Source organism: Methylobacterium sp. E-065 (assembly GCF_022829605.1).
Classification (GTDB): Bacteria; Pseudomonadota; Alphaproteobacteria; order Rhizobiales; family Beijerinckiaceae; genus Methylobacterium.
In genome coordinates this window covers 118,171-141,845 of record NZ_JAKSYD010000054.1, presented here as the reverse complement: position 1 = coordinate 141,845, position 23,675 = coordinate 118,171, and the positions used below count along the sequence as shown (strand labels likewise).

The window sequence follows — 23,675 nt, the reverse complement described above, 5'->3', positions numbered from 1 at the left end:
TCGTGATGAAGTACGGGGAGAGGTAGCCGCGATCGAACTGCATGCCCTCGACGACGTCGAGCTCGGTCTCGGCCGTCTTGGCCTCCTCGACCGTGATCACGCCCTCGTTGCCGACCTTCTGCATCGCGTGGGCGATCATCTGGCCGATCTCGGTGTCGCCGTTCGACGAGATGGTGCCGACCTGGGCGACCTCGTCGGAGGTCGAGACCTTCTTGGCGCGGGCGATAATGTCCTTCACGGCGGCGGCCGTGGCGAGGTCGATGCCGCGCTTCAGGTCCATCGGGTTGATGCCGGCGGCGACGTACTTGGCGCCCTCGCGGACGATGGCCTGGGCCAGCACGGTCGCGGTGGTGGTGCCGTCACCCGCGATGTCGTTGGTCTTCGAGGCCACTTCGCGCACCATCTGGGCGCCCATGTTCTCGAAGCGGTCGGAGAGCTCGATCTCCTTGGCGACAGTCACACCGTCCTTGGTGATGCGCGGGGCGCCGAAGCTCTTCTCGATCACGACGTTGCGGCCCTTCGGGCCGAGCGTCACCTTCACCGCATCCGCCAGGATATCGACGCCGCGCAGCATCTTATCGCGGGCGTCGGCGGAGAAACGTACGTCTTTCGCTGCCATTGTGTGCCTCTTCGCTAATGGTTGAACCCCAAGGCCTCAGACGGCCTCAAAGGGCGGGACAGGCGTTCCGATCAGAGGGCGACGACGCCCATGATGTCGGATTCCTTCATGATCAGGAGGTCCTGACCGTCGATCTTGACCTCGGTGCCGGACCACTTGCCGAACAGGACGCGGTCGCCGGCCTTGACGTCGAGCGCGTTGACGCGGCCCTGCTCGTCGCGGGCGCCGGGGCCGACGGCGACGATCTCGCCCTCTTGCGGCTTCTCCTTGGCGGTGTCCGGGATGATGATGCCGCCCTTGGTCTTTTCCTCGCTCTCGATGCGACGGACGACCACGCGGTCGTGCAGCGGACGAAACTTCATGAGCTGCCCTCTTGCTTCAGGTCCGGAGTTGGCGTTGATGCGGCCACCGGGACCGCCGCGAACTCGACTGTTAGCACTCTGTCTCGGCGAGTGCCAAAGACGGCGGCGAGATAGGCGCGGGGCTGTTCCGTGTCAAGTCTGTCGCACCCTTTCGCGTGGCGCGATGCCTGCCCCCCCGCCCATGGAAAATGCGCCGCGATGCTGAGCCTGCACGGCCCCGAAGGTCCGGTGGCGCCCGAGACCGCCCAACGGATCGCGCGCAACGCCGTGTGGATCGACCTGAACGATCCGACCTCCGAGGAGGCGGAAGCGGTCGAGGCTGCGACAGGGCTGCGCATCCCGTCCCGGGAGGCCCTGTCCGAGGTCGAGACGTCGAGCCGCCTGCGCCGGGTGAAAGGCGGCCTGTCGCTGTCGACGCCGATGATCACCTTCGAGCGCAGCGCATCGCAGCTGAAGCCCCTGGGCTTCCTGCTGACGAAGGATCACCTCGTCACCGTCCGCTTCCACGAGCTGCGCGCCTTCGAATCCGCGGCCAAGCGAATCGTCGACGGGGACGGCAGCGCGACGCCGAGCGAGGTCTTCCTCGTGGTCCTGGAAGAGCTGGTGGACAGCTTGGCCGACTCGCTGGAGGACATGGCCTCGGAACTCGACAGCCTGTCCACCCGGATCTTCGATTTTGACGTGCGGGGCGCGGACCGTCGCCGGCTGGAGAGCCCGCCGCCCCGGCGCCGGGATCTGGCGTTGCGTCGGATCCTGCGCGGAATCAGCAACCGGGGCAAAGTGCTCGGCAAGATCCGGGCAAGTCTGCTCGGCCTGGAGCGGATCGTCCCGTTCGTGGCGGCGGCCTGCGACGCCCTCGGCCTCCCGGAGAACGGTCGGTTCGACACGATCGGCCGGGATATCGATTCTCTCGACGAATTCGAGACGCGGCTGGCCGAAAACGTTCAGTTCCTGCTCGACGCGGCTTTGGGCCTGATCAACATCGAGCAAAACAACGTCTTCCGCGTGCTGACCGTCGTGTCGGTGGTGGGCGTGCCCCCGACCCTGATTGCGTCCATCTACGGCATGAACTTCAAGACCATGCCCGAACTCGATTGGGCCTACGGCTATCCCTACGCCCTCGCGCTGATCCTCCTGAGTGCGCTCGCCCCGATCGTGTATTTTCGGATGCGAGGATGGTTTTGATACAACACCGAGATCTGCCATTTTCGACAAGCAAAAATCGATGAATATCAATCCTCAATAATTATCAACTGCACCGATCAATATAAGCACAATATAATGGATTTGGCGTGCCCGCCGCCGTCGAATGCAGACGCCGGCGTGAAATTTAGCATTCGTTTAATCAACCTCTGTCTTTCTTCCCGACGCAGACGAGCGGGCTCAGACATGTTCAAGAGATCCACCTACAGCGAAGCGCAGGCCAAGATCGAAGCCCTCGATCGCTCGTTGGCCATCATCGAGTTTTCGCTGGATGGACACATCCTCCACGCCAACGAAAACTTCCTGCAGGCGATGAAGTACACCCTGGCTGAGCTCGTCAACAAACATCACCGCATTTTCGTCGATGACGTCGAGGCCAAGTCAGACGATTACGCTCAGTTCTGGACCAAGCTGAAGGGCGGCCAGTACGTGACCGGCGAGTTCCTCCGCCTGGCCAAGGGCGGGGAACGGATCTGGCTCGAGGCCACCTACAACCCGATCCTGGACACCGCCGGAAAGCCCGTGAAGGTCGTAAAGTTCGCCTCCGACATCTCGGCGAAGAAGAACCAGATCAATCGGCTGATGTCGATGATCGACAACATGCCGGTCGCGGTGATGACCGTCGATCCGCGCAACAATTTCCAGTTCGACTACCTCAATCAGACGTCCCGGAAAACGCTCAAGCCGCTGGAGCAATATCTTCCGGTCAAGGTCGATGACATGATGGAGCACTCGTTCGACGTGTTCCACATGAATCCCAAGCATCAGCGCACGATGCTGTCGGATGCCAGCCACCTGCCGCATCGGACCAAGATAAAGGTCGGACCCGAGACGCTCGATCTGCAGGTCACGGCCGTCAACGACGAGCGGGGCAACTACATCGGGCCAATGGCGACTTGGTCCATCGTCACGGCACAGGTTCAGATGGCGTCCGAGGTCACGCGGGTGGTCGAGGCGGTCGGGTCGGCGATCCAGGAGATGCAGCAATCGGCCGAGGGACTCACGCAGTCGGCGGATTCCGCCCGCCAGAAGGCGACCTCGGTGGCGGCGAACTCGGAGCAGATGAACAACGCCATCCAGGAAATCTCCGGCCAGGTCGGCCGGGTCTCCGAACGGGCGCAGCAGATCGCCACCCAGGCCGAGACCACCGACGCGACGATGCGGCAACTGGCCGAGAGCGCCCGCAAGGTCGACGCCGTGGTCGGCATGATCAAGTCGATCGCCGACCAGACCAACCTGCTGGCGCTCAACGCCACGATCGAGGCGGCCCGTGCCGGCACGGCCGGACGCGGCTTCGCGGTGGTGGCCAGCGAGGTCAAGGCGCTGGCCGAGCAGACCGCGAAGGCGACCGGGGAGATCACCCAGCAGGTCTCGGCGATCCAGAGCGCGACCGGCGAGGCGGTGAGCGCCATCGAGATGATCACCGCGGCGGTGGCGGAACTCTCCAACCTGACGCTGGCGATGGCGAGCGCCGTGGAGGAGCAGGCTGTCTCGACCCACGAGATGTCGGGCAATATCGGCGGCGTCTCGCAGGCGGCCAACGCGACCGGGCAGTTCGCCGAGGCGGTCCGCGGCATTGCCGGCAGCCTGGCCGATTATTCCTCCAGCCTCGCCGAGAGCGTGAACCGCTTCACGAAGGCGGGCTGATCCGGTCGGATCGCAGCCCAACCGCTGCGAACGCACACCCTCGCGGGTTCAGGATTTCAACCTCGCCGTTATTGCGGGTGGAGCGCAGCATTCCGATACAGCGCTCCGCCCGCCTCGCGGTGTCTTGAGCCACTTCGCTGCGCGCGTGATAACGGAGGGGTAAAGCCGATCGAACGGCACGACCGACATCCGCCGCTGCGCCTGGATCCGTCCTCGCGGTTCGGATGCGGGCTATCGGATTGCACCATGTCGTTGCCGGATGCGCTCTCGAACTGCCTCGTGCTCAACACGGTCGCGGCGGCCCGCACTTTGTTGCGGCGGGGCGATGCCGCCTTCAAGCCGTTCGGCGTCACCGTCCAGCAATTCTCGCTTCTGGCGGCGATCCGGTTCAATCCCGAGACGCCGGTGGCCGTGCTGGCACGCCGCATCCTGCTCGATCGAACCAGCCTGACGCGCAATCTGGATTTGCTGGAACAGAAACGCCTCGTCGAGCGTGTTGCGGACACCGATACCAGTGCACGTCTGTGTCGATTGACCCAGGACGGGAGCGTTCTGCTGGATCAACTCTTGGACGTTTGGCAACGCGCGCAGGCGGACATACTGGACGGGTTCGACGAGACGGAATCCGATACCTATCTGCGCATCGTCAAGCACTTCGCACGCGGGGAATGAGGCGCGGCCGGCGTTGCCCCACCACGAAGCTGTGTATATGCACAGCCGAGTCAGCGCTCTTCGCGGGGTTCCGTCGTGCAAGATCCGATCGTCATCACCGGCCTCGGGGCCGTCTCGCCGTTGGGCTCCGGCGTGGCGGCGACCTGGGAGCGGCTGAAAGCCGGGCAGAGCGGGATCCGGCGCAACACGCGATTCGAGGTCGGCGATTGGAAATGCCAGATCGCTGGGCTCGTCCCTGATCGCGCGGACGATCCGAGCGGCTTCGATGCCGGACAGGTGATGGAGGCCCGCGAACTGCGCCGCAACGACCTGTTCATCCACTACGCCATGGGCGCCGCGCAGGAAGCGCTCGATCAGGCCGGCTGGCATCCCGACGATCCGGCGCATCGCCGACGCACCGCCACGGTGATCGCCACGGGCATCGGCGGCGTGCCGGCGATCACCGCCGCCTGCGAGACCATCCGCACCTCGGGCGCCCGGCGCCTGTCGCCGTTCGTGGTGCCGTCCTTCCTGCCCAATCTCGCGGCCGGCCAGATCGCCATCCGGTTCGGCTTCCAGGGGCCGGCCGGTTCGCCGACCACGGCCAGCGCCGCCTCGGCCCAGGCGATCGGCGATGCCGCGCGCATGATCCGCAGCGGCGAAGCCGACATCGCCCTGTGCGGCGGGACGGAGGCGTGCGTCGATCCAGTCGCGATCGGCGGCTTCACGGCCGCGAAGGCGCTGTCCGTCACGTTCAACGATGCGCCGCACCGCGCGTCCCGTCCGTTCGACCGCGACCATGACGGCTTCGTGCTCTCGGAGGGCGCGGCCATGCTGGTGATCGAACGGCTTGGCCACGCCGAGCGGCGGGGTGCCCGCCCACTGGCGGTGCTGTCGGGTTACGGCACCACCACGGATGCCCACCACGTAACGTCGGGCTGGCCGGATGGGCGGGAGGCCACCCGCGCGATGGAGATCGCCCTCGCGAATGCGGGGCTCACAGCGGCCGACGTCAGCTACGTCAACGCCCACGCGACCTCGACCCCGGTCGGCGACGCAGCCGAACTCGCCGCCCTGACGGCGCTGTTCGGGCCGGCCGGCGGCGGTGTCCCGATCAGTTCGACCAAGTCGGCGACCGGCCACATGCTGGGCGCCGCCGGGGCGATCGAGGCCGTCTTCTCCACCCTCGCGCTCCAGCATCAGGTCCTGCCGCCGGGCCTCAACATCGAGGAGCCGATGCCGGAGGCGGCGGGGTTCGATCTGGTCGAGGCCACGGCACGGCCCTGGCCCGTGAAGCACGTGCTGTCGAACGCCTTCGGCTTCGGAGGCGTCAACGCCGCGCTGGTGTTCAGCCGATACGTGTAAACCGGGTCAAGGCAGCCGTGCCGATGTTCCAGAGACGAAGGGCGCTACCTTGGCCGGTGGCTGTCCTCAGATCGTTAGCCTTCGCTACGGCGACGCTGCCAAGCCAAGGAATACGAGGATTGCTCGGTTAAGCTGCAGGAGATTCACATCGTCCAGCTGTCCAATACGGTTACTCAGCTTGGTTTTCGGCCGAGCGTGGTTTGCCCGCAAAGTCCTTTCCGCTGGCGACCGTCCAGATCGCACCCCGCCTCATCCATTGTCCCGATCGGACACGGCATCGATAAAGGCCTGATCCTCCGCCTCGCGCGTACTGGCGGCGACGGCGCGCGATTGGCGGTGCGTTCGGCTTTGAACCCGGGTGCATGCACGTCAGGCACCCAGATCTGTATGGGTCTCAGTCCTTGAGCACGGAGCCGCGCACGATCGTTGCGTCCCGTCGCACGTGCGGATTCGGCGTTGGAAGCCTGCGGCATAACTTGCTCGCTCGTCGGCAACACCGTGTAACCTAAGTGGCAATGAGGGCCTTGCCAACGCTCAGCCCTCCGGTGGCCATCCTCACCGATCTGGAGATCTGAACATGCAGGACGCGCGACCGGACGGCATCACCGCCATGGGCGCGGTGGACCTCGCCGCCGCCATCCGCGGCCGGGTGGTCTCCTGCGTGGAGGTGATGCGCGCCTATCTGGACCGGATCCATCGGCTCAACCCGCAGGTGAACGCCATCGTAGCCCTGGCCGACGACGCGGCGCTCCTGCGGGAGGCTGAGGCGGCCGATGCCGCCCTGGCGCGCGGCGAGGCTGCCGGGCCGCTGCACGGCTTCCCGCTCGCCGTGAAGGATCTCGATCCGGTCCGCGGTCTCCGGTTCACGCAAGGCTCACCGATCTTCGCCGACCGGATCGCCGAGACCGATTCGATCATGGTGGCCCGCCTGCGCGCCGCCGGGGCGATCTTCATCGGCAAGACCAACATCCCCGAATTCGGCCTCGGCTCGCACAGCTTCAACCCAGTCTACGGCACCACCGCCAATCCCTACGATCTAACGAAGAGCGCGGGTGGGTCGAGCGGCGGTGCCGCCGTCGCGGTGGCGCTGCGGATGCAGCCGGTCGCCGACGGCAGCGACCATGCCGGCTCCCTGCGCAACCCGCCGGCCTTCAACAATTGCTACGGGCTGCGCCCGAGTTGGGGCCGGATCCCCGCCGAGGCCAAGGACGTGTTCAGCCCGAATCTCGGCGTGCTGGGGGCGATCGGGCGGACGCCCGCCGATATCGGCCTGATGCTTTCGGTCCAGGCAGGTTACGACCCGCGCTGCCCGAATGCGATCCGCCAGGATCCGTCTGCCTTCGCGAGCCTGCGCGTCCGGGATTTCAAGGGCACCCGCATCGCGTGGCTCGGCGATTGCGGCGGACAGATCCCGTTCGATCCGGGTGTGCTCGAGCTCGGGCGCTCGGCTCTGACAACCTTCGTGGAGATCGGCTGCACCGTCGAGGAGGCGGTGCCACGCTACGACATGGAGCAGCTCTGGCAGGATTGGTTGGTGCTGCGGGCCCTCACCGTGGCTGCCGCGCTCCGCCCGTTCTACGACGAGCCCCGCCACCGGGCACAGCTGAAGCCGGAAGCCGCCTGGGAGGTCGAGCGAGGGCTGGCGCTCAGCGCCGACCGGATCATCGTGGCGCTCGAAGGCCGCACGCGCTGGTACGAGACCCTCCGCCGCTTCATGGAGGCCTACGACTTCCTCGTGATGCCGACGACGCAGGTCTTCCCGTTCGACAAGGACCTGCGCTGGCCCGAAACGGTCGGTGGACGGGCGATGGACACCTATCACCGGTGGATGCAGACCGTGATCCCGGTCACCATGTCGGGCCTGCCGGCGCTCGACGTGCCGGCCGGATTCGGCGCAGCCGGATTGCCCACCGGCATCCAGATCGTCGGGCCGAACCACGGAGAGCTCGCCTGCCTGCAGCTCGGCGCGGCCTACGACGCGGCGAGCAACTGGGTTCGACGGTACCCACCGCCTCTGAACTGAGGTCGTGGCTCGTCGACCAAGCCGGTACAATAACCGACACGGATGCGTTGACCGGCCCCGCGCACTCCGCTATGAGGCCCGACACTCTGCGCGCCAACCCTGATCCAGTTCCGGATCATACGGCCGCTGCGGAGCAGGTTCGGATATCCGATGACCACGGTCCTTATTGTAGCGGTAGCGTCACCGACGGGGCGGCCCTGAGCTAGGGCCGCGATCCGGGCGGTGGCGCATGCAGGGTCCCTCGGGGCCCTTTTTTGTTGCCCGCGGCCCGGCGGACGAGACTGAGACGGACGGTTATCCGAGGCGAAAAGCACCTTCGGGCGAGGCGGACACCGCTTCACCAGACGAGGATGCGGGGAGAGAGGACGGGGCCGGGCGGCGATCGCGGATCGCCGTGGCTCCGGAGAGCGCGAGGAGACGAGCATGGGCGGCGAGGTCATGACCGGGGCCGAAATGGTCATCCGGGCCTTCCAGGATCAGGGTGTCGATACGCTGTTCGGGTATCCAGGCGGCGCCGTACTTCCGATCTACGACGCGCTGTTCCATCAGAACGCCGTCAAGCACATCCTCGTGCGCCACGAGCAGGGCGCCGTCCACGCCGCCGAGGGCTACGCGCGCTCGTCCGGCAAGGTCGGCTGCGTGCTGGTCACCTCGGGCCCCGGCGCGACCAACATCGTCACCGGCCTCACCGACGCGATGCTGGATTCGATCCCGCTGGTCTGCATCACCGGCCAGGTCCCGACTCATCTGATCGGCACCGACGCGTTCCAGGAATGCGACACGGTCGGCATCACGCGCCACTGCACGAAGCACAATTACCTGGTCAAATCGATCGACGACCTGCCGCGCATCCTGCACGAGGCATTCTACGTCGCGGCGAACGGCCGGCCGGGCCCGGTCGTGGTCGATCTGCCCAAGGACATCCAGTTCGCCTCCGGCCTCTATGAGCGCCCGGAGATCGCGAGCCACAAGACCTATCGGCCGGCCGTGAAGGGCGATTCCGACCGGATCCGCGCGGCCGTCGAGCTGATGGCGACCGCCCGCCGGCCGGTCTTCTACACCGGCGGCGGCGTGATCAATTCGGGCCCGGAGGCCTCGCGGCTGCTGCGCGAGCTCGTCCGCGAGACCGGCTTTCCGGTCACCTCGACCCTGATGGGGCTCGGCGCCTATCCGGGCACGGACGAGAAGTTCCTGGGCATGCTCGGCATGCACGGGACCTACGAGGCCAACCTTGCGATGCACGAGTGCGACGTGATGATCTGCGTCGGCGCCCGGTTCGACGACCGGATCACCGGCCGGCTCGACGCGTTCTCGCCGTTCTCCAAGAAGATCCACATCGACGTCGATGCCTCCTCGATCAACAAGGTGGTCAAGGTCGATGTCGGGATCGTCGGCGATTGCGCCTCGGTGCTCGCCGATATGCTGGAGGCGTGGCACGCCCTGCCGTCGCGGCCCGACGCGTCGAACCTCGAGCCGTGGCTGCAGAAGATCAAGACCTGGAAGGCGCGGGACTGCCTCGCCTACTGGCCCTCGGGCACGATCATCAAGCCGCAATACGCCGTGCAGCGCCTCTACGAGGCCTGCAAGAGCCGCGAGACCTACATCACCACCGAGGTCGGCCAGCACCAGATGTGGGCGGCCCAGTACTTCAAGTACGACGAGCCGAACCGCTGGATGACCTCGGGCGGGCTCGGCACCATGGGCTACGGCCTGCCGGCGGCGATCGGCACGCAGCTCGCCCATCCGGACGGGCTGGTGATCGACATTGCCGGCGAGGCCTCGATCCTGATGAACATGCAGGAGATGTCGACGGCGGTTCAGTACCGGCTGCCGATCAAGGTGTTCATCCTGAACAACGAGTACATGGGCATGGTCCGGCAGTGGCAGGAATTGCTGCACGGCTCGCGCTACTCGCAGAGCTACTCGGAGAGCCTGCCGGACTTCGTGAAGCTGGCCGAGGCCTACGGCGCCAAGGGCATGCGCTGCGACAAGCCGGGCGACCTCGACGGCGCCATCGCCGAGATGCTGGCCTATGATGGTCCGGTGATCTTCGACTGCATCGTCGACAAGACCGAGAATTGCTTCCCGATGATCCCGTCGGGCAAGGCGCATAACGAAATGCTCCTGTCCGACTACCTCGGCGAGACCGGCGTCGAACTCGGCGACGTGATCTCCGAGGAAGGCAAGATGCTGGTCTGATAGGCTGACATCACAGGATTGATCGCGAATACCCTGGTTTCAAAAGGTCGAGACCTTTCGCGGGTGCAGGGCAGAGCCCTGCGGTCGGGCTCTAACCCCGACACCCCGCCGCAGGGCTTACCCTTCGGAAACCCAGACGAGGACGAAGCCGGCCATGAACGCGATGAACACCCACTATCCCGATGCCGGCCGCGTCGAGCCGGTGAACCGGCACACCTTGGCGGTGATCGTCGACAACGAGCCCGGCGTGCTCGCCCGCATCTCGGGGCTGTTCTCGGGCCGGGGCTACAACATCGAGAGCCTGACGGTCTCCGAGACCGAGGAGGCGCGCCACATCTCGCGCGTCACCATCGTGACGACGGGCACGAATGCTGTGATCGAGCAGATCAAGGCGCAGCTCGACCGGCTGGTGCCGGTGCATCGGGTGGTGGATCTGACGCTCCAGGGCAACGCGCTGGAGCGCGAGATCTGCCTCGTGAAGGTGAAGGGCGAGGGCGAGCACCGGAGCGAAGCCCTACGGCTGGCCGCCGCCTTCGGTGCCAAAACCCTGGACGCCACCCTCAACTCCTTCGTGTTCGAGCTGACGGGCGCCACCGAGGAGATCGACCGGTTCGTGCGCCTGATGAGCGTGATCGGGCTGGTGGAGATCTGCCGGACCGGGATTTCCGCGATGGGGCGCGGGGCGGAGCCGCTGTAGGATCGGGTAGCCCGAATCTGCTACGATGCGCCGTCCCGGCGGGAGGCGGAGCGATGGAAGCCAGAGTCGTGCGCTGGGGCGATGATCTCGTCGTCCGGCTGAGCAACGCGGAAGCCGAGGAACTCGGTGTTCAGGAGGGCGAGACGGTCGAGATCGTCGCGAAGCGCTCTCCGCAGCCTGAGCCCACGCAATGGGCTGGGCGCCGGTATGTCGACGGGCTGCCGGTCTATACCATGGAAGAGATGATCGCCGAGGCTCGGCGGCTGGGCCCGGAAGCCGAGCCGCCGACGGTCGATTGGGGCCCGGATCGCGGGTCTGAGATCATCGCTGACGCCAACGACCCATACTGACTGGCAGCCGAGGCCGGGCGAAATTTTGCTCGTCGAGCTCGAGCCGGTCCGAGGCACCGAACAGAACGGTATCCGACCCGCGCTCGTCGTCTCGGATCCGGACATGAATCAGTTGACTCGTCGCGTGATCGTATGCCCGATCACGCGCAATCCACATCCATGGCCGACGAAAGTGTTCCTGCCGGCAGGCCTTTCCGTCACGGGTGCTGTCTTGGTCGATCAAGTCCGCTCGATCGACAGGGCCGCACGCATCCTGAGAAGTCTCGGCAGCGCGCCCGATGAGATCGTGGCCGAGGTGCGCGGCAAGCTCAGGACGCTGCTCGGCCTGACGGTCTGAAATCCGCACGCCTTCGATTAGCTCACCCAGCAGACAGGCTTTCATGACCGCCCGCACCCTCTACTACGCCCCCGGCGCCTGCTCGCTGGCCGCCCACATCATCCTGGAAGAATCCGGGCTGCCCTACGAGGGCGTGAAGCTCGACCTCGCCGCGGGCGACCAGCGCCGGCCGGAATACCTGTCCATCAACGATCGCGGCCGCGTCCCGGCGCTGACCGAGGACGGCTGGGTGCTGACCGAATGTGCGGCCATTCTGCGCCACGTCGCCCGCTCGGTGCCCGAGAAGGCGCTGTGGCCCACGGATCTCCGCGAGCAGGCGGCTGCCGACGAGTGGCTCGGCTGGCTCGCCTGCAACCATCACATCACCTACGCCCATGTCCGCCGCCCGGAGCGCTACACCGAGGATGAGAGCGCCTTCGACGGCATCAAGGCCAAGGCCGCCAACACCTACGCAGATCTCGCCACCATGACCGAAGTGCGCCTGTCGCACGGTGGCTGGGCGGTGGGCGAGCGCTTCAGCCTGGTCGATGCCTACCTGATGGTCTTCTGGTTCTGGGCCAACGGCCCGACGCTCCGGTTCGACATGGCCGGCCGCTTCCCGGCCTGGACCGCCCATGCCCGCCGCGTCGCCGAGCGCCCGGCCGTGCAGGCCGTCTTCGCCCGCGAGGGGTTGCCGCTGCCGCGCTGAGTCCCGACGGTCGCGGTACCGACTTGCCGCGACCGACGAATCGGCCTAAAGCGCGTACCGTACGGTACGGTACGCCATTTTGAGACGATGCAAGCCAGCCCCTTACCAGAGCAGGACGCGCCCTCGGCCCGCCAGCAGGCGGTGCTGGATGCCGTGCTCGGCCTCATGGTCGAGGACCGGGACCAGCTCACCATGGACGCCGTGGCGCGCCGGGCGAGCTGCTCGAAGGAGACGCTCTACAAGTGGTTCGGCGACCGCGACGGGTTGCTGACCGCGACGGTGCGCTGGCAGGCCTCCCGGGTCCATGCCGGGTACGACACCGCGCAAGTGCTGGACGACGCGACCCTGCGGGAGCGCCTGCAGGATTTCGCCGTGACGTGGCTGGAGGTCATCACCGGCCCGACCTCGGTCGCGCTGAACCGCATCGCCATCGCGCATGCCGGGTCGCACAAGAGCAATCTCGGCGGCATCGTCCTGGCGAACGGGCGCTTCGCCATCGGCGAGCGGGTGAAACCGGTGCTGGAGGCGGGGCGCGCCGCCGGCTTGCTCACTTTCGCCGACGGCGAGGCTGCCTTCCGCACCTTCTTCGGCCTCGTCGGCCGCGATATTCAGATCCGACTTCTGCTCGGCGAGGCGCTCGACCTCGGCGGGGATGAGATCCGGCGCGATGCGGACCGCGCCGTGGACCAGTTCCTGGCCCTCTACGGCCAGGTCAAACCCGACCCGAACCACCGAACTTAAGAGGAGACAGACATGCGGGTGTATTACGATCGCGACGCCGACCTGAACCTGATCAAGGGCAAGAAGGTCGCCATCGTCGGCTACGGCAGCCAGGGCCATGCCCACGCGCTCAACCTGCGCGATTCCGGCGTGAAGGACATCGTCATCGCGCTGCGCGAGGGCTCCGCCACCGCCAAGAAGGCCGAGCACGAGGGCTTCAAGGTCCTGTCGGTCGCCGAGGCCGCGAAGTGGGCCGACGTCGTGATGATGCTCACCCCGGACGAGCTGCAGGGCGACATCTACCGCGAGTCGCTGGAAGGCAACATGAAGCAGGGCGCCGCGCTCCTGTTCGCCCACGGCCTCAACGTCCACTTCAACCTGATCGAGCCGCGCAAGGACCTCGACGTCCTGATGGTCGCCCCGAAGGGCCCCGGCCACACCGTGCGCTCCGAGTACCTCCGCGGCGGCGGCGTGCCGACCCTGATCGCGATCGCGCAGGACGCGTCGGGCAACGCCCACGACCTCGGCCTGTCGTACGCCTCGGCCAACGGTGGCGGCCGCGCCGGCATCATCGAGACGACCTTCAAGGAAGAGTGCGAGACCGACCTGTTCGGCGAGCAGGCGGTGCTCTGCGGCGGCCTGGTCGAGCTGATCAAGGCCGGCTTCGAGACGCTGGTCGAGGCGGGCTACGCCCCCGAGATGGCCTATTTCGAGTGCCTCCACGAGGTGAAGCTGATCGTCGACCTCATCTACGAGGGCGGCATCGCCAACATGAACTACTCGATCTCCAACACGGCCGAGTACGGCGAGTACGTCACCGGCCCGCGCATCGTCACGCCCGAGACCAAGGCCGAGATGAAGCGCGTGCTCAACGACATCCAATCGGGCACTTTCACCCGCAACTGGATGCTGGAGAACAAGGTCAACCAGACCTCGTTCAAGGCGACCCGCGCCAAGCTCGCCGCCCACCCGATCGAGGAGGTCGGCGCCAAGCTCCGCGGCATGATGCCGTGGATCTCCGAAAAGGCGCTGGTCGACAAGACCCGCAACTGATTTGGGATTTGGCGGCCGGGCTCGGCTCGGCCGCGTCCTTGAGGGGCCGGTCACGCGAAGGCGTGGCCGGCCCTTCGTGTTCCAGGTTGCCCGAGGCTGCGCTTCCCGGCCATAAGCCCCGCAGCGGTCCCGCCCATACGAGGACCGGCACGGGAGGGACCACGCATGGCATCGCTTTATTCCGACGCGCACCGGGCGCTGCAGGAGGAGTTCGGCACCACCAAGCTCGCCGTGCGGCTCGACGAGGATTGGGTCCACGAGAGCGTCCAGCCGGAGGAGGCCGCCTTCATCGGCTCCCGCGACATGTTCTTCCTCTCGACCGTCGATCCCGACGGCATGCCGACCGTCTCCTACAAGGGCGGACCCACGGGCTTCGTGAAGGTGCTCGACGCCAACACGCTCGTCTTCCCCGGCTTCGACGGCAACGGCATGTTCTACTCGATGGGCAACATCGAGGGGCAGGCCAAGGTCGGCCTGCTGTTCATCGATTTCGAGACGCCGCACCGCATCCGCGTGCAGGGCCACGCGACGTTGCTGCGCGACGACGCGCTGATGGCCGCGTACACCGAGGCGAAGTACCTGGTGAAGGTCGCGGTGACGAAGATCTGGGTCAATTGCCCGCGCTACATCCACAAGTACCAGAAGCTCGAGCAGAACAAGTATGTGCCGCGGCCGGGCCGCGAGACCCCGCTCGCCGCCTGGAAGCGCCTCGACCTCGCGGGCGACGTCATCAGCGACGCCGACAAGGCCCGTGTCGTCCAAGAGGGCAAGCTGGAGATCTCCGAGTACGAGGCGCTCGTCGCCCGCGGCGAGGCCTGATCCGCTAGCCCGCCCGGCGCGCCACGATGAACACCCGCGGGAAGGCGAGCAGACGCTTGCCGTCGCTCCGGGGCGGATAGCCGCTTTCGATCCCGGCCGTGTAGGCGGCCAGGAAGCCGGCCTTCTCCGTGGCGGTCAACGGATCGAGGAAGGGCCGCAGGCCCGTGGCGCTGACCCATTCCACGATGGCGGCGGCATCGGCCATCCGGTGGTGATAGGCCGTGCGCCAGACATCGACCTCGGCGGCGTGCGGCGCCAGCAGGTCGTAAAAGTAAGCGGGCTCCAGCATGCGCCCGAGACGCCCGGCCACGGCGGGATCGCCGATCGCCGCCGCCTAGGGGCCTGCGGCTGCAACCTCCCGCATCAGGCAATGCGTGGGCTCGGCGAGATTGTCGGGCATCTGCACGGCCAGCACGCCGCCCGGTGCTAGGAGACCGAGCAGCCGCGGCAGCAGGGTCCCGTGGTCCGGCAGCCATTGCAGCACGGCGTTGGCGTAGATCAGGTCCGGCGCGCGCTCCGGCACCCAGGTCGCGGCATCGGCCTGCGCGAACGTGAGATCGGGCAGGCGGACGCGGGCGCTCTCCAGCATGGCGGGCGAGGTGTCGAGGCCGATCACCTCGGCGTCGGGAAAGCGCGCGGCGATCAGCGCTGTCGAATTGCCGGGTCCGCAGCCGAGATCGACGGCCAATCGCGGCGCATAGAGGGGCACGCGGGCGAGAAGCTCGGCAGCGGGGCGGGTCCGCTCGTCTTCGAAGCGGGTGTAGAGGGCGGGGTTCCAATCGGCCATCGCAAACCCTCCGTGGATGAGCCTCAGCAGCCCAGCTGGTCGGCGAGATCCGCCAAATCCCGCGCCGCGACGGTGACCGGCACCGTCGGCGCGGACTCGCCGCCGGCCGGGCCGTGCTCCTGCGGGCGGGCGATGTGGGCGGTGGCGAGACCGTGGCTCGCGGCCGACGCTAGGTCGTTCGAATGAGCGGCGACCATCATGGTTTCTCCAGCCGCGAAGCCGAAGGCCGCGACCGCATCGCGGTAGAGCGCCGGCTTCGGCTTGTAGTCGCGGGAATAACCGGCCCCGAGCACCGCGTCGAAGATCAGGCCGTTGCGGCGGGCGAGGTCGGCCATCAACCGGACAGGCCCGTTCGAATTCGGCGCGACGAGGTGCTTCTCCCGCAGCCGCCGCAGCGCGTCCGGCACATCGGGCCACGCATCGAGCCGGTGCCACGCTTGGACCAGTTCGCGCTGCACATCTTCAGACACGCCCGAGATGCCGAACTGCGCCAGCACGCCGGGCAGGGATTCCGCCTGGAGCGTGTCGAGATCGACGTAGGGCCGGGCGCCGGAGCGCACCGTCTCCATCGAGGGATTGTACCGAGCCCGCCACGCATCCGCGAAGGCGCCGGCATCGAGGTTCGGCGCGACGGGCGCGAGCAGCCGCGCAGCCTCGCGGGCAACGCCGGAGCGCCAGTCGACCAGCGTCCCGAAGACGTCGAAGACCAGCGCCCGGACGGTCACCGCACCGCCTGGAGGCTCGGACCGCGCCGGACGAAGCCGACGATGTCCTTGACGGCATCCAGCGTCTGCGCCGCGATAGTCTCGGCCCGGTTGCTGCCATCCGCCAGGACCGCATCGATATGGCCCGGATCGGCGGTGAGGCGGCGCATCTCCCCGGCGATCGGCGCGAGGCTCGTCACCGCGAGGTCGGCGAGCGCCGGCTTGAAGGTCGAGAACTGCGCCCCGCCGAAATCGCGCAGCACGTCCTCGCGGGTGATGCCAGCCAGAGCCGCATAGATCCCCACGAGGTTGTCGGCCTCCGGCCGCTCCTTCAGGCCGTCCACCTCGGAGGGGAGGGGGTCGGAATCGGTCTTCGCCCTACGGATCTTCTGGGCGATCGTGTCGGCCTCGTCGGTAAGATTGATCCGGGCGTTGTCGGACGGGTCCGACTTCGACATCTTCTTGGTGCCGTCGCGCAGCGACATGACCCGGGCGGCCGGGCCGCCGATCAGCGGCTCGGTGATCGGGAAGAACGCGTCGCAGTGGCCGTGCGCCGCGATCGAGGATCCGAAATCGGTGTTGAACTTCTGGGCGATGTCCCGGGTCAGCTCCAGGTGCTGCTTCTGGTCCTCGCCGACCGGCACATGCGTCGCCCGGTAGGCCAGGATGTCGGCGGCCATCAGCACAGGGTAGTCGTAGAGCCCGATCGAGGCGTTCTCCCGGTCCTTGCCGGCCTTCTCCTTGAACTGCGTCATGCGGTTCAGCCAGCCGAGGCGGGCGACGCAGTTGAACACCCAGGCGAGCTCGGCGTGCTGCGGCACCTGACTCTGGTTGAACACGATGGAGCGCTTGGGATCGATGCCGGCGGCGAGGAAGGCGGCCGTGACCTCGCGGATCTGGCCGCGCAGGGCCTCGGGGTCCTGCCAGACGGTGATCGCGTGCATGTCGACGACGCAGTAGAGGCACTGCGCGTCGCGCTCCTGCATCTCCACGAAGCGCTTCACCGCCCCAAGGTAGTTGCCGAGATGCAGGTTGCCGGTGGGCTGGACGCCCGAGAAGACCAATTCGGTGAACGCGGCCATCGGCGCCGATCCTGAGCAAGATAAGACCGGGGCTCCGCGCCAGCCGGGCGGGGGTTACTCGCACCCGTGGGCTGGACCGGTCAAGGATGGGTTCACGGCTCCCGCGTCGACACTTTCGCGCTCGGGCAGAGATCGACCAGGACGCAGCGTCCGCAGGCCGGGCGGTGATGGTGGCAGACCTTCTGACCGTGCAGCATCAGGATCTCATGATTGTCGTAGAGATCCTGCGCGCTCCAGTCGTCGGGGAGCTGCGCCCGCAGGATCGGGTGCGCGGGGCCGACATCGACCCGCGGGCCGATCAGCCCCAGGCGCTGGGCGACCCGGTGATGGTGGCTGTCAACCGGCAGGGCCGGCATCCGGAGCGTGGAGAAGGACAGGACCGCCGCGCTGGTCTTCGGGCCGACCCCCGGGATCGCCTGCAGCCAAGCCCGCGCCGCCTCGACCTCCATGTCGGCCAGGAAGGCGAGGTCGAGGCTGCCGCACCGATCGCGCAGGGCCCGCAGCACGTCGCGGATGCGCGGCGCCTTCAGCTCCGGCCAGGTCACGCCCGCGATGGCGGCCTCGATCTCCGGCACGTCCGCGTCGATCACGGCGTCCCAGTCGGGAAAGCGGGCGCGCAGCGCCTTGAAGGCCCGGCCCGATTCCGCGTTGCGCGTCCGGTGCGACAGGAGCGAGGAGACGAGTTCGCTGACCGGATCCAGGCTGTGGAAGTACGGGATCGGGCAGCCATAGACCGGGCAGAGCCGCGCGTGGACGGCGATCGCCTTGTCGGCGAGGGCGGGATCACCGGGGGCGGGGGCGGCTTTGCGGCTGGCCCGCGGGCGGGTTTCAGTGCGGAGGTCGGCGAGGGGCATAGCGGTCGAATCCGCCAGCCGGCGCCGCTGTTCCGGCGCGCGCGGGGCAGCGGCGATCTGTCCGATCGGGGTGCGATGGCTTCAGGATCAGCCTAACGGGCCGCCACTTCTATTCCTCCCCCCTCTGCGGGGGAGGGTGGGCCCTGCGTCAGCAGGGGTCGGGAGAGGGGAGCCCGGGTTCCAAAGGAGGCGCGACCTTCGCGCGGCGCAGCGCTGAATTCTGCACCGTCGCTCCCCTCTCCCGACCCGCTTCGCGGGCCAACCTCCCCCGCAAAGGGGGGAGGGAGAGACGTGGAACCGTGGATACGACACCCTACTTCACCAGCGCGTAGATATTCACGTCGAGATTGTCGTCGGTGCCGTCCTTGAGGTCGGTGGCGTATTCCTCGACGAACCGGTCCTGCACCACGATGTCCTTGGCATCGAGGTAGGCGGTCAACGTCTCGTAGGTGCTGTCGATCGACTCGTAGGAGCCCCTGTGGGCGAAGCGCAGCGCCTTGCCGGAGGGCGTCGTGCCGAAGCGCAGCCCGTCCGTCTCGGCGGGCACGGGGTTCGGCGCGGCCGCCACCGGGATCATCGCCTCGAACTCGAAGCCATCATCGTCGGTGCGGGTGAAGACCGCGAGCGGCCGGCCCGCCGGCGCGACGCCGAGCTTGGCGAGATCCGCCTCGATCCGCGCGAAGGCCTGCTTGAGGTTCACAACCGCCTCCTCCCACTTCGTCTTGCCGGTGACGATGGCGGCCGGCTTGGCGGGCAGCGTCACCTCGTCGACGTCGCCCGGCTCGCCGGGCTTGTCGATCAGGGTCGGGCGTGCCGGCGTCCCAACGGCGCTCTGCCCGGCCGGCGGCGGCGCCACCGCCTGCTCGGGCGCCGGCGCCGGGCTCTTGCCCGGATCGGGCGCCGGGTTCGGAGCCGTGGTGGTCGGCAGCGGGTTCGTCTGGGCCGGGGACGGTGCGGTCGAGGGCGGGGGAGCCGGCTGCTGAGCGGCCAGCGGGCCGACACCGAGCATGAGACCGACGGACAGGATTGCGAGCGGACGAAGGCGGATCACGATGGGCGCTCCGATCGGGGCCCGGCGGATCGTCCGGGCTTCCCACCACATAGGGTAGCGGTGATCGGGATCGCCCGCGAGTGCGACGTGCACCAGGGCTGCGCAAGAGGACCGCGCAAGAGGGCAACCCGAGAGGGTCGCGGATGCGGCGCATCTGCCACGACGGCGAACCACTCGCGTAGGCCCCTCGGGTTTGCCATATAGCCGGCCGACCCCTTCCAGCTGCGGGACCGCATGAGCGCACTCGCCCACAGACGCTTCCTGAAGATGCACGGCGCCGGCAACGCCATCGTGGTGCTGGACCTGCGCGGCGCGAGCGCGCGGGTCCAGCCCGGTGAAGCGCGGGCGATCGCGCAGGATCCGGCCTCGTCGTTCGATCAAATGATGGTGCTGCACGATCCCGTGAGCCCCGGCACGGATGCGTTCCTGCGGATCTACAACACCGACGGCTCGGAATCCGGCGCCTGCGGCAACGGCACCCGCTGCGTCGCCTACGCGATGCTCGACGATCCGGCCATGGCCCGCCCGGCCGAGGGGGGCCGGCTGACGCTGGAGACTCAGGCCGGCCTCCTCGGCGTGCGCCGGGTGTCGGAGCGCGCCTTCACGGTCGATATGGGCCGGCCGAAGCTCGCCTGGGACGAGATTCCCCTGTCGGAGCCGTTTCCCGATACGCGGCGGATCGAATTGCAGATCGGGCCGATCGACGATCCGGTCCTGCACTCGCCGGCCGTGGTGAACATGGGCAACCCGCACGCGGTGTTCTTCGTCGAGGCCGACCCCGAGACCTTCGATCTCGGCCGGATCGGGCCGATGCTGGAGAACCACCCGCTCTTCCCCGAGCGGGCCAATATCTCGATCGCCCAGGTCAAGGATCGCGAGATGATCAAGCTGCGGGTCTGGGAACGCGGCGCCGGGCTGACGCTCGCCTGCGGCACCGCCGCCTGCGCCGCTGTGGTGGCGGCATCCCGGCTGCGGATGATCGGCCGGCAGGCGCAGGTCGCGCTGCCCGGCGGCGAGCTGTTCGTGGAGTGGCGGGCCGACGACCACGTCCTGATGACCGGCCCCGTCGCCCTCGTGGCCGAGGGGACGCTGGCGCCGGAGCTGTTCTCCGGCCTCGCCTGATGGGCGTCGAGACCCTCACCTTCGGCTGTCGGCTCAACATCGTGGAGTCGGAGGCCCTGCGGGTCCATGCCGGCGCCGACGGGCGCGACCGGATCGTGGTGAACACCTGCGCGGTCACCGCCGAGGCCGGTCGGCAGGCGCGCAAGGCGATCCGCCGGATCGCGCGCGAGCAACCGGGGGCCGAGATCGTCGTCACCGGCTGCGGCGCCGAGGTCGAGACGGAAGCCTACGCAGCCATGCCCGAGGTGTCGCGCCTCGTCGGCAACGGCGAGAAGCTGCGGCCGGAGGGCTGGTCGCCCGCGGGGACCGGGCCGGGGGCCGTCATGGCTGCGCGCGCGGCCGATCCGACCCGGATCGCGGCCGTCGCGGGGCATACGCGGGCCTTCGTGCCAGTGCAGAACGGCTGCGATCACCGGTGCACTTTCTGCGTGATCCCGTTCGGGCGCGGCCCGTCGCGCTCGGTGCCGGCCGCCGCGGTGATCGCGCAGGTCGAGACGATCGTGGCGCATGGCGGGCGCGAGGTCGTGCTGACCGGCGTCGATCTCACGGCCTATGGCCGGGACCTGTCGGGTTCGTCCCTCTCCCTCGGTGCTCTGGTGCGCGCGATCCTCCGGGCGGTGCCGGACCTCGCGCGCCTGCGCCTGTCCTCGATCGATTCCGTCGAGGCGGACGCGGACCTGCTGGCGGCTCTGGCCGAGGAGGAGCGGCTGATGCCGCACCTTCACCTTTCGCTTCAGGCCGGCGACGATCTGATCCTGAAGCGGATGAAGCGCCGGCACAGCCGCGCCGACGCGATCCGCTTCTGCGAGACAGCCCGGCGGCTGCGCCCCGACCTCGTGTTCGGTGCGGACCTGATCGCCGGCTTCCCCACCGAGACCGAGGAGCAGTTCGCGCGCTCCCTCGACCTCGTGGCCGAATGCGGCCTGACGCATCTGCACGTCTTCCCGTACTCGCCCCGGCCCGAGACGCCTGCAGCCCGGATGCCGCCGGTGGCGCAAGGGGCGATCCGCGAGCGGGCGGCCCGGCTGCGGGAGGCGGGGGCGCAGGCGCTTCGGCGGCACCTCGACGCGCAGGTCGGGCGAGACCTGACCGTGCTCGCCGAGCGCGGCGGGATGGGACGCGCCGAGGATTTTACGCCGGTACGGCTGGCGGCAGATACGGAGCCCGGGACCATGCGCGCGGTCGCCATCGCGGCTCATGACGGCGGGCGGCTGATCGCGGCCTGAAAGCCCATCGCGGCGATTGCCGCGGTGATGTGGTTCGGCGGCGGCGCCGTCACCGTGATGGCCTCACGCTTCGGATAGAGCGGGATCGACAGCGTCCGCGCATGCAGATGCAGCGCGCTTCCGCGCGGGGCAGCCCCGTAGATGGAGTCGCCGAGAATCGGCCAGCCGGAGGCCGCGCAATGCACGCGGAGCTGGTGGGTGCGGCCGGTGACCGGCTTCAGTTCGAGCCATGTGCGCCCGTCCGCCCGGCCGAGGACGCGCCAATGCGTCAGCGCCGGGTCGCCGGCGGGATCGGCCTTCATCCACCACGAGCGTGGATCGTCCGAGCGGCGGGCGAGCGGCAGGTCGATGCGGCCCGCCTCCTCGGCGGGGCCGCCCTCGACCAGAGCCCAGTAGGTCTTGTCCACCGCGCTGCCGGCGAAGAGCTTGCCCAGCCGGGCCAGCGCCTTGGCGTGGCGCCCCAACGCGAGGCAGCCTGACGTGTCGCGGTCGAGCCGGTGCGCGGCCTCCGGCCGGCGCGGCAGGCCGAACCGCAAGGCGTCGAGATGGTCGGTCAGCGTCTCGCCGCCGCGCGGCCCCGGATGGACCGGTAGACCCGGCGGCTTGTCGATGACGAGCAGCAGGGCGTCGCGGTAGAGCAGGCGTGCGCCTATGTCGAAGGCGTTGGACATCGGGATCGGCTAGAGGGTTGATCCCGGATCGGCAAGGTAGGGCGAGGACGCGACGACATGGCGAGCGAGGAGAAGCCCGGCTGGTTCGGACGCCTGTTCGGGCGGAAGGGCCACGACGCGGCCGAGGAGAAGCCCCAGGACACCACGGAGCCGACGTCCGATGAGAAGCCCGAGGCGGACCTCCCCGCGGAGGCGGCCTCGCCCTCCGAAGGCCAGCCCGACTTCGCCACCGGGGCGGAGGATGTCGCGACCATTCCGCTGCCGCCGGAGGAGACCGGGGAGCCGGTCCCCGACGTCGTCGAGGGGGCGGACCTCCTGCCGATCGAAGGCGAGCTGGAGCGTCCGCCCGCCGGTACGGCCGGCGACGATCCCGCCCATGGCGCCGACCCGGTCGACACGGGGGATGCGAACCGCGAACCGGTGATCGCGCCGCAGCCCGACATCCAACCGATCGATTCCGCGGCGGCTCTGGCCCACGATGCCGGAGCGGGGCCGGACCGCGAGCCGGAAGCCAAGGGGTGGTGGACCCGCCTCACCTCCGGGATGAAGCGGACCTCCTCGGCTTTGTCCGAGCGGGTGACGGGCCTGTTCACCAAGCGCAAGCTCGACGCCACGACCCTGGAAGACCTGGAGGACGCCCTGATCCAAGCCGATTTCGGCCTGGAGACCGCGATGCGGATCTCCGAGGCGGTGGGCAAGGGCCGCTACGAGAAGGGCATCTCGCCCGACGAGGTTCGGGCGATCCTGGCCACCGAGGTCGAGCGGGCGCTCGAACCCGTAGCGGTGCCGCTGGCCGTCGATGCCGGGAAGAAGCCGTTCGTGATCCTCACCGTCGGCGTGAACGGCGCCGGCAAGACCACCACGCTCGGCAAGCTCGCCTCGAAGCTGCGGGCAGAGGGCCGCACCGTGATGCTGGCGGCGGGCGACACGTTCCGGGCGGCAGCGATCGACCAGCTCAAGGTCTGGGGGGCGCGCACCGGCACGCCGGTGGTGAGCGGGGCGCAGGGGGCGGACGCGGCCGGGCTCGCCTTCGACGCGCTGAAGCAGGCCCAGGCCGCCGGCACCGACGTGCTGCTGATCGACACCGCCGGTCGGCTCCAGAACAAGACCGGGTTGATGGCCGAGTTGGAGAAGATCGTGCGCGTCCTGCGCAAGCAGGATCCGCACGCCCCGCACGCCACGCTCCTCGTCCTCGATGCGACGGTCGGCCAGAACGCGATCAGCCAAGTGGAGCTGTTCTCGCAGGCGGCGCCGGTCTCGGGGCTCGTGATGACGAAGCTCGACGGCACCGCGCGGGGCGGGATCCTGGTGGCGCTGGCGGCCAAGTTCGGCCTGCCGGTGCATTTCATCGGCGTCGGCGAGGGCGTGGAGGATCTGGAGCCCTTCGCGGCCCGGGATTTCGCCCGGGCGATCGCCGGGTTGGAGAAGGATTAGGTCGCGGCGAG

The 23,675-nt window shown here is 68.4% G+C and carries 23 protein-coding genes and 2 pseudogenes; 16 read left to right on the top strand and 9 right to left on the bottom strand.

The window, feature by feature from the left end:
• Both MKK84_RS05325 and groES read right to left on the bottom strand, forming a co-directional pair.
• The coding region (locus MKK84_RS05325; RefSeq protein WP_279599367.1) for a TCP-1/cpn60 chaperonin family protein at window positions 1-619 on the bottom strand (619 nt) is incomplete at its 3' end.
• A gap of 71 nt (window positions 620-690) precedes the next feature.
• Window positions 691-981 (bottom strand): co-chaperone GroES, encoded by a 291-nt coding sequence (gene groES, locus MKK84_RS05320; RefSeq protein WP_007567860.1) that lies wholly within the window; start codon window positions 979-981, stop codon window positions 691-693.
• 198 nt (window positions 982-1,179) lie between these two features.
• Between groES and MKK84_RS05315 the strand changes: the two genes are divergently transcribed.
• The 4 genes from MKK84_RS05315 to fabF all read left to right on the top strand — a co-directional run bounded on the left by MKK84_RS05315 (window position 1,180) and on the right by fabF (window position 5,847).
• Window positions 1,180-2,166, top strand: coding sequence for a CorA family divalent cation transporter (locus MKK84_RS05315; protein WP_243917212.1), 987 nt, complete (start codon window positions 1,180-1,182; stop codon window positions 2,164-2,166).
• A gap of 204 nt (window positions 2,167-2,370) precedes the next feature.
• On the top strand, window positions 2,371-3,831 hold the full coding sequence (locus MKK84_RS05310) for a methyl-accepting chemotaxis protein (protein WP_243917210.1): 1,461 nt from the start codon (window positions 2,371-2,373) through the stop codon (window positions 3,829-3,831).
• A gap of 246 nt (window positions 3,832-4,077) precedes the next feature.
• Complete coding sequence (locus MKK84_RS05305; protein WP_243917208.1) at window positions 4,078-4,503, top strand: MarR family winged helix-turn-helix transcriptional regulator; 426 nt, start codon at window positions 4,078-4,080, stop codon at window positions 4,501-4,503.
• A 75-nt stretch (window positions 4,504-4,578) separates the two neighbouring features.
• Window positions 4,579-5,847, top strand: a complete 1,269-nt coding sequence (fabF, locus tag MKK84_RS05300) for a beta-ketoacyl-ACP synthase II (protein WP_243917201.1) — start codon at window positions 4,579-4,581, stop codon at window positions 5,845-5,847.
• 249 nt (window positions 5,848-6,096) lie between these two features.
• On the opposite strand, the pseudogene MKK84_RS05295 reads toward fabF, so the two are convergent.
• A pseudogene (locus tag MKK84_RS05295) lies at window positions 6,097-6,320 on the bottom strand (antitoxin MazE family protein).
• A gap of 104 nt (window positions 6,321-6,424) precedes the next feature.
• Here MKK84_RS05295 and MKK84_RS05290 point away from each other — a divergent pair.
• The 9 genes from MKK84_RS05290 (at window position 6,425) to MKK84_RS05250 (ending at window position 14,733) form a co-directional block, all read left to right on the top strand.
• Window positions 6,425-7,870 carry an amidase gene (locus tag MKK84_RS05290; protein WP_243917199.1) on the top strand — a complete coding sequence of 482 codons (1,446 nt, stop codon included), beginning with the start codon at window positions 6,425-6,427 and terminating at the stop codon, window positions 7,868-7,870.
• Between the two features lie 423 nt (window positions 7,871-8,293).
• The gene (locus MKK84_RS05285; protein WP_243917197.1) at window positions 8,294-10,069 is read left to right on the top strand and encodes an acetolactate synthase 3 large subunit; all 1,776 of its coding nucleotides are present in this window, start codon (window positions 8,294-8,296) and stop codon (window positions 10,067-10,069) included.
• Between the two features lie 154 nt (window positions 10,070-10,223).
• The gene (ilvN, locus tag MKK84_RS05280) at window positions 10,224-10,766 is read left to right on the top strand and encodes an acetolactate synthase small subunit (RefSeq protein WP_243917195.1); all 543 of its coding nucleotides are present in this window, start codon (window positions 10,224-10,226) and stop codon (window positions 10,764-10,766) included.
• 53 nt (window positions 10,767-10,819) lie between these two features.
• Window positions 10,820-11,116, top strand: a complete 297-nt coding sequence (locus MKK84_RS05275; protein ID WP_243917193.1) for a MazF family transcriptional regulator — start codon at window positions 10,820-10,822, stop codon at window positions 11,114-11,116.
• 25 nt (window positions 11,117-11,141) lie between these two features.
• On the top strand, window positions 11,142-11,453 hold the full coding sequence (locus MKK84_RS05270) for a type II toxin-antitoxin system PemK/MazF family toxin (protein ID WP_243917191.1): 312 nt from the start codon (window positions 11,142-11,144) through the stop codon (window positions 11,451-11,453).
• Window positions 11,454-11,496: 43 nt separating this feature from the next.
• Complete coding sequence (locus tag MKK84_RS05265) at window positions 11,497-12,141, top strand: glutathione S-transferase family protein (protein ID WP_243917189.1); 645 nt, start codon at window positions 11,497-11,499, stop codon at window positions 12,139-12,141.
• A gap of 87 nt (window positions 12,142-12,228) precedes the next feature.
• The gene (locus MKK84_RS05260) at window positions 12,229-12,882 is read left to right on the top strand and encodes a TetR/AcrR family transcriptional regulator C-terminal domain-containing protein (RefSeq protein ID WP_243917187.1); all 654 of its coding nucleotides are present in this window, start codon (window positions 12,229-12,231) and stop codon (window positions 12,880-12,882) included.
• 12 nt (window positions 12,883-12,894) lie between these two features.
• The gene (gene ilvC, locus MKK84_RS05255) at window positions 12,895-13,914 is read left to right on the top strand and encodes a ketol-acid reductoisomerase (protein ID WP_012322218.1); all 1,020 of its coding nucleotides are present in this window, start codon (window positions 12,895-12,897) and stop codon (window positions 13,912-13,914) included.
• A 165-nt stretch (window positions 13,915-14,079) separates the two neighbouring features.
• Window positions 14,080-14,733, top strand: coding sequence for a pyridoxamine 5'-phosphate oxidase family protein (locus MKK84_RS05250; protein ID WP_243917185.1), 654 nt, complete (start codon window positions 14,080-14,082; stop codon window positions 14,731-14,733).
• Window positions 14,734-14,737: 4 nt separating this feature from the next.
• On the opposite strand, the pseudogene tam reads toward MKK84_RS05250, so the two are convergent.
• The 5 genes and pseudogenes from tam to MKK84_RS05225 form a co-directional block, all read right to left on the bottom strand.
• Window positions 14,738-15,520: pseudogene (gene tam, locus MKK84_RS05245) on the bottom strand (trans-aconitate 2-methyltransferase).
• A gap of 23 nt (window positions 15,521-15,543) precedes the next feature.
• Window positions 15,544-16,245: a haloacid dehalogenase type II gene (locus MKK84_RS05240; protein WP_243917183.1), complete on the bottom strand. Its 702-nt coding sequence runs from the start codon at window positions 16,243-16,245 to the stop codon at window positions 15,544-15,546.
• Window positions 16,242-17,306 carry a tryptophan--tRNA ligase gene (gene trpS, locus MKK84_RS05235; protein ID WP_243917181.1) on the bottom strand — a complete coding sequence of 355 codons (1,065 nt, stop codon included), beginning with the start codon at window positions 17,304-17,306 and terminating at the stop codon, window positions 16,242-16,244. The genes MKK84_RS05240 and trpS overlap by 4 nt, the downstream gene beginning before the upstream one ends.
• A 92-nt stretch (window positions 17,307-17,398) precedes the next feature.
• Window positions 17,399-18,160, bottom strand: coding sequence for an endonuclease III domain-containing protein (gene nth, locus MKK84_RS05230; protein ID WP_243917179.1), 762 nt, complete (start codon window positions 18,158-18,160; stop codon window positions 17,399-17,401).
• Between the two features lie 313 nt (window positions 18,161-18,473).
• On the bottom strand, window positions 18,474-19,211 hold the full coding sequence (locus MKK84_RS05225) for a GyrI-like domain-containing protein (RefSeq protein ID WP_243917177.1): 738 nt from the start codon (window positions 19,209-19,211) through the stop codon (window positions 18,474-18,476).
• A gap of 234 nt (window positions 19,212-19,445) precedes the next feature.
• On the opposite strand from MKK84_RS05225, the gene dapF reads away from it, so the two are divergent.
• Window positions 19,446-20,333, top strand: a complete 888-nt coding sequence (gene dapF / locus MKK84_RS05220) for a diaminopimelate epimerase (RefSeq protein WP_243917175.1) — start codon at window positions 19,446-19,448, stop codon at window positions 20,331-20,333.
• Window positions 20,333-21,559: a tRNA (N(6)-L-threonylcarbamoyladenosine(37)-C(2))-methylthiotransferase MtaB gene (gene mtaB / locus MKK84_RS05215; RefSeq protein WP_243917174.1), complete on the top strand. Its 1,227-nt coding sequence runs from the start codon at window positions 20,333-20,335 to the stop codon at window positions 21,557-21,559. Before dapF ends, mtaB begins: the two co-directional genes overlap by 1 nt.
• On the opposite strand, the gene MKK84_RS05210 is transcribed toward mtaB, so the two are convergent.
• Window positions 21,529-22,230 carry an RluA family pseudouridine synthase gene (locus MKK84_RS05210; RefSeq protein WP_243917172.1) on the bottom strand — a complete coding sequence of 234 codons (702 nt, stop codon included), beginning with the start codon at window positions 22,228-22,230 and terminating at the stop codon, window positions 21,529-21,531. The genes mtaB and MKK84_RS05210 overlap by 31 nt on opposite strands.
• A 57-nt stretch (window positions 22,231-22,287) precedes the next feature.
• Between MKK84_RS05210 and ftsY the strand changes: the two genes are divergently transcribed.
• Complete coding sequence (gene ftsY, locus MKK84_RS05205) at window positions 22,288-23,664, top strand: signal recognition particle-docking protein FtsY (protein WP_243917170.1); 1,377 nt, start codon at window positions 22,288-22,290, stop codon at window positions 23,662-23,664.
• Window positions 23,665-23,675 lie beyond the last annotated feature (11 nt).

Excerpts from the sequence above, each read along its gene's own strand:
- groES (WP_007567860.1), bottom strand. The coding sequence starts at position 981 with ATGAAGTTTCGTCCGCTGCACGACCGCGTGGTCGTCCGTCGCATCGAG.
- MKK84_RS05315 (WP_243917212.1), top strand. The coding sequence starts at position 1,180 with ATGCTGAGCCTGCACGGCCCCGAAGGTCCGGTGGCGCCCGAGACCGCC.
- MKK84_RS05310 (WP_243917210.1), top strand. The coding sequence starts at position 2,371 with ATGTTCAAGAGATCCACCTACAGCGAAGCGCAGGCCAAGATCGAAGCC.
- MKK84_RS05305 (WP_243917208.1), top strand. The coding sequence starts at position 4,078 with ATGTCGTTGCCGGATGCGCTCTCGAACTGCCTCGTGCTCAACACGGTC.
- MKK84_RS05290 (WP_243917199.1), top strand. The coding sequence starts at position 6,425 with ATGCAGGACGCGCGACCGGACGGCATCACCGCCATGGGCGCGGTGGAC.
- MKK84_RS05285 (WP_243917197.1), top strand. The coding sequence starts at position 8,294 with ATGGGCGGCGAGGTCATGACCGGGGCCGAAATGGTCATCCGGGCCTTC.
- ilvN (WP_243917195.1), top strand. The coding sequence starts at position 10,224 with ATGAACGCGATGAACACCCACTATCCCGATGCCGGCCGCGTCGAGCCG.
- MKK84_RS05275 (WP_243917193.1), top strand. The coding sequence starts at position 10,820 with ATGGAAGCCAGAGTCGTGCGCTGGGGCGATGATCTCGTCGTCCGGCTG.
- MKK84_RS05265 (WP_243917189.1), top strand. The coding sequence starts at position 11,497 with ATGACCGCCCGCACCCTCTACTACGCCCCCGGCGCCTGCTCGCTGGCC.
- MKK84_RS05260 (WP_243917187.1), top strand. The coding sequence starts at position 12,229 with ATGCAAGCCAGCCCCTTACCAGAGCAGGACGCGCCCTCGGCCCGCCAG.
- ilvC (WP_012322218.1), top strand. The coding sequence starts at position 12,895 with ATGCGGGTGTATTACGATCGCGACGCCGACCTGAACCTGATCAAGGGC.
- MKK84_RS05250 (WP_243917185.1), top strand. The coding sequence starts at position 14,080 with ATGGCATCGCTTTATTCCGACGCGCACCGGGCGCTGCAGGAGGAGTTC.
- trpS (WP_243917181.1), bottom strand. The coding sequence starts at position 17,306 with ATGGCCGCGTTCACCGAATTGGTCTTCTCGGGCGTCCAGCCCACCGGC.
- nth (WP_243917179.1), bottom strand. The coding sequence starts at position 18,160 with ATGCCCCTCGCCGACCTCCGCACTGAAACCCGCCCGCGGGCCAGCCGC.
- dapF (WP_243917175.1), top strand. The coding sequence starts at position 19,446 with ATGAGCGCACTCGCCCACAGACGCTTCCTGAAGATGCACGGCGCCGGC.
- mtaB (WP_243917174.1), top strand. The coding sequence starts at position 20,333 with ATGGGCGTCGAGACCCTCACCTTCGGCTGTCGGCTCAACATCGTGGAG.
- MKK84_RS05210 (WP_243917172.1), bottom strand. The coding sequence starts at position 22,230 with ATGTCCAACGCCTTCGACATAGGCGCACGCCTGCTCTACCGCGACGCC.
- ftsY (WP_243917170.1), top strand. The coding sequence starts at position 22,288 with ATGGCGAGCGAGGAGAAGCCCGGCTGGTTCGGACGCCTGTTCGGGCGG.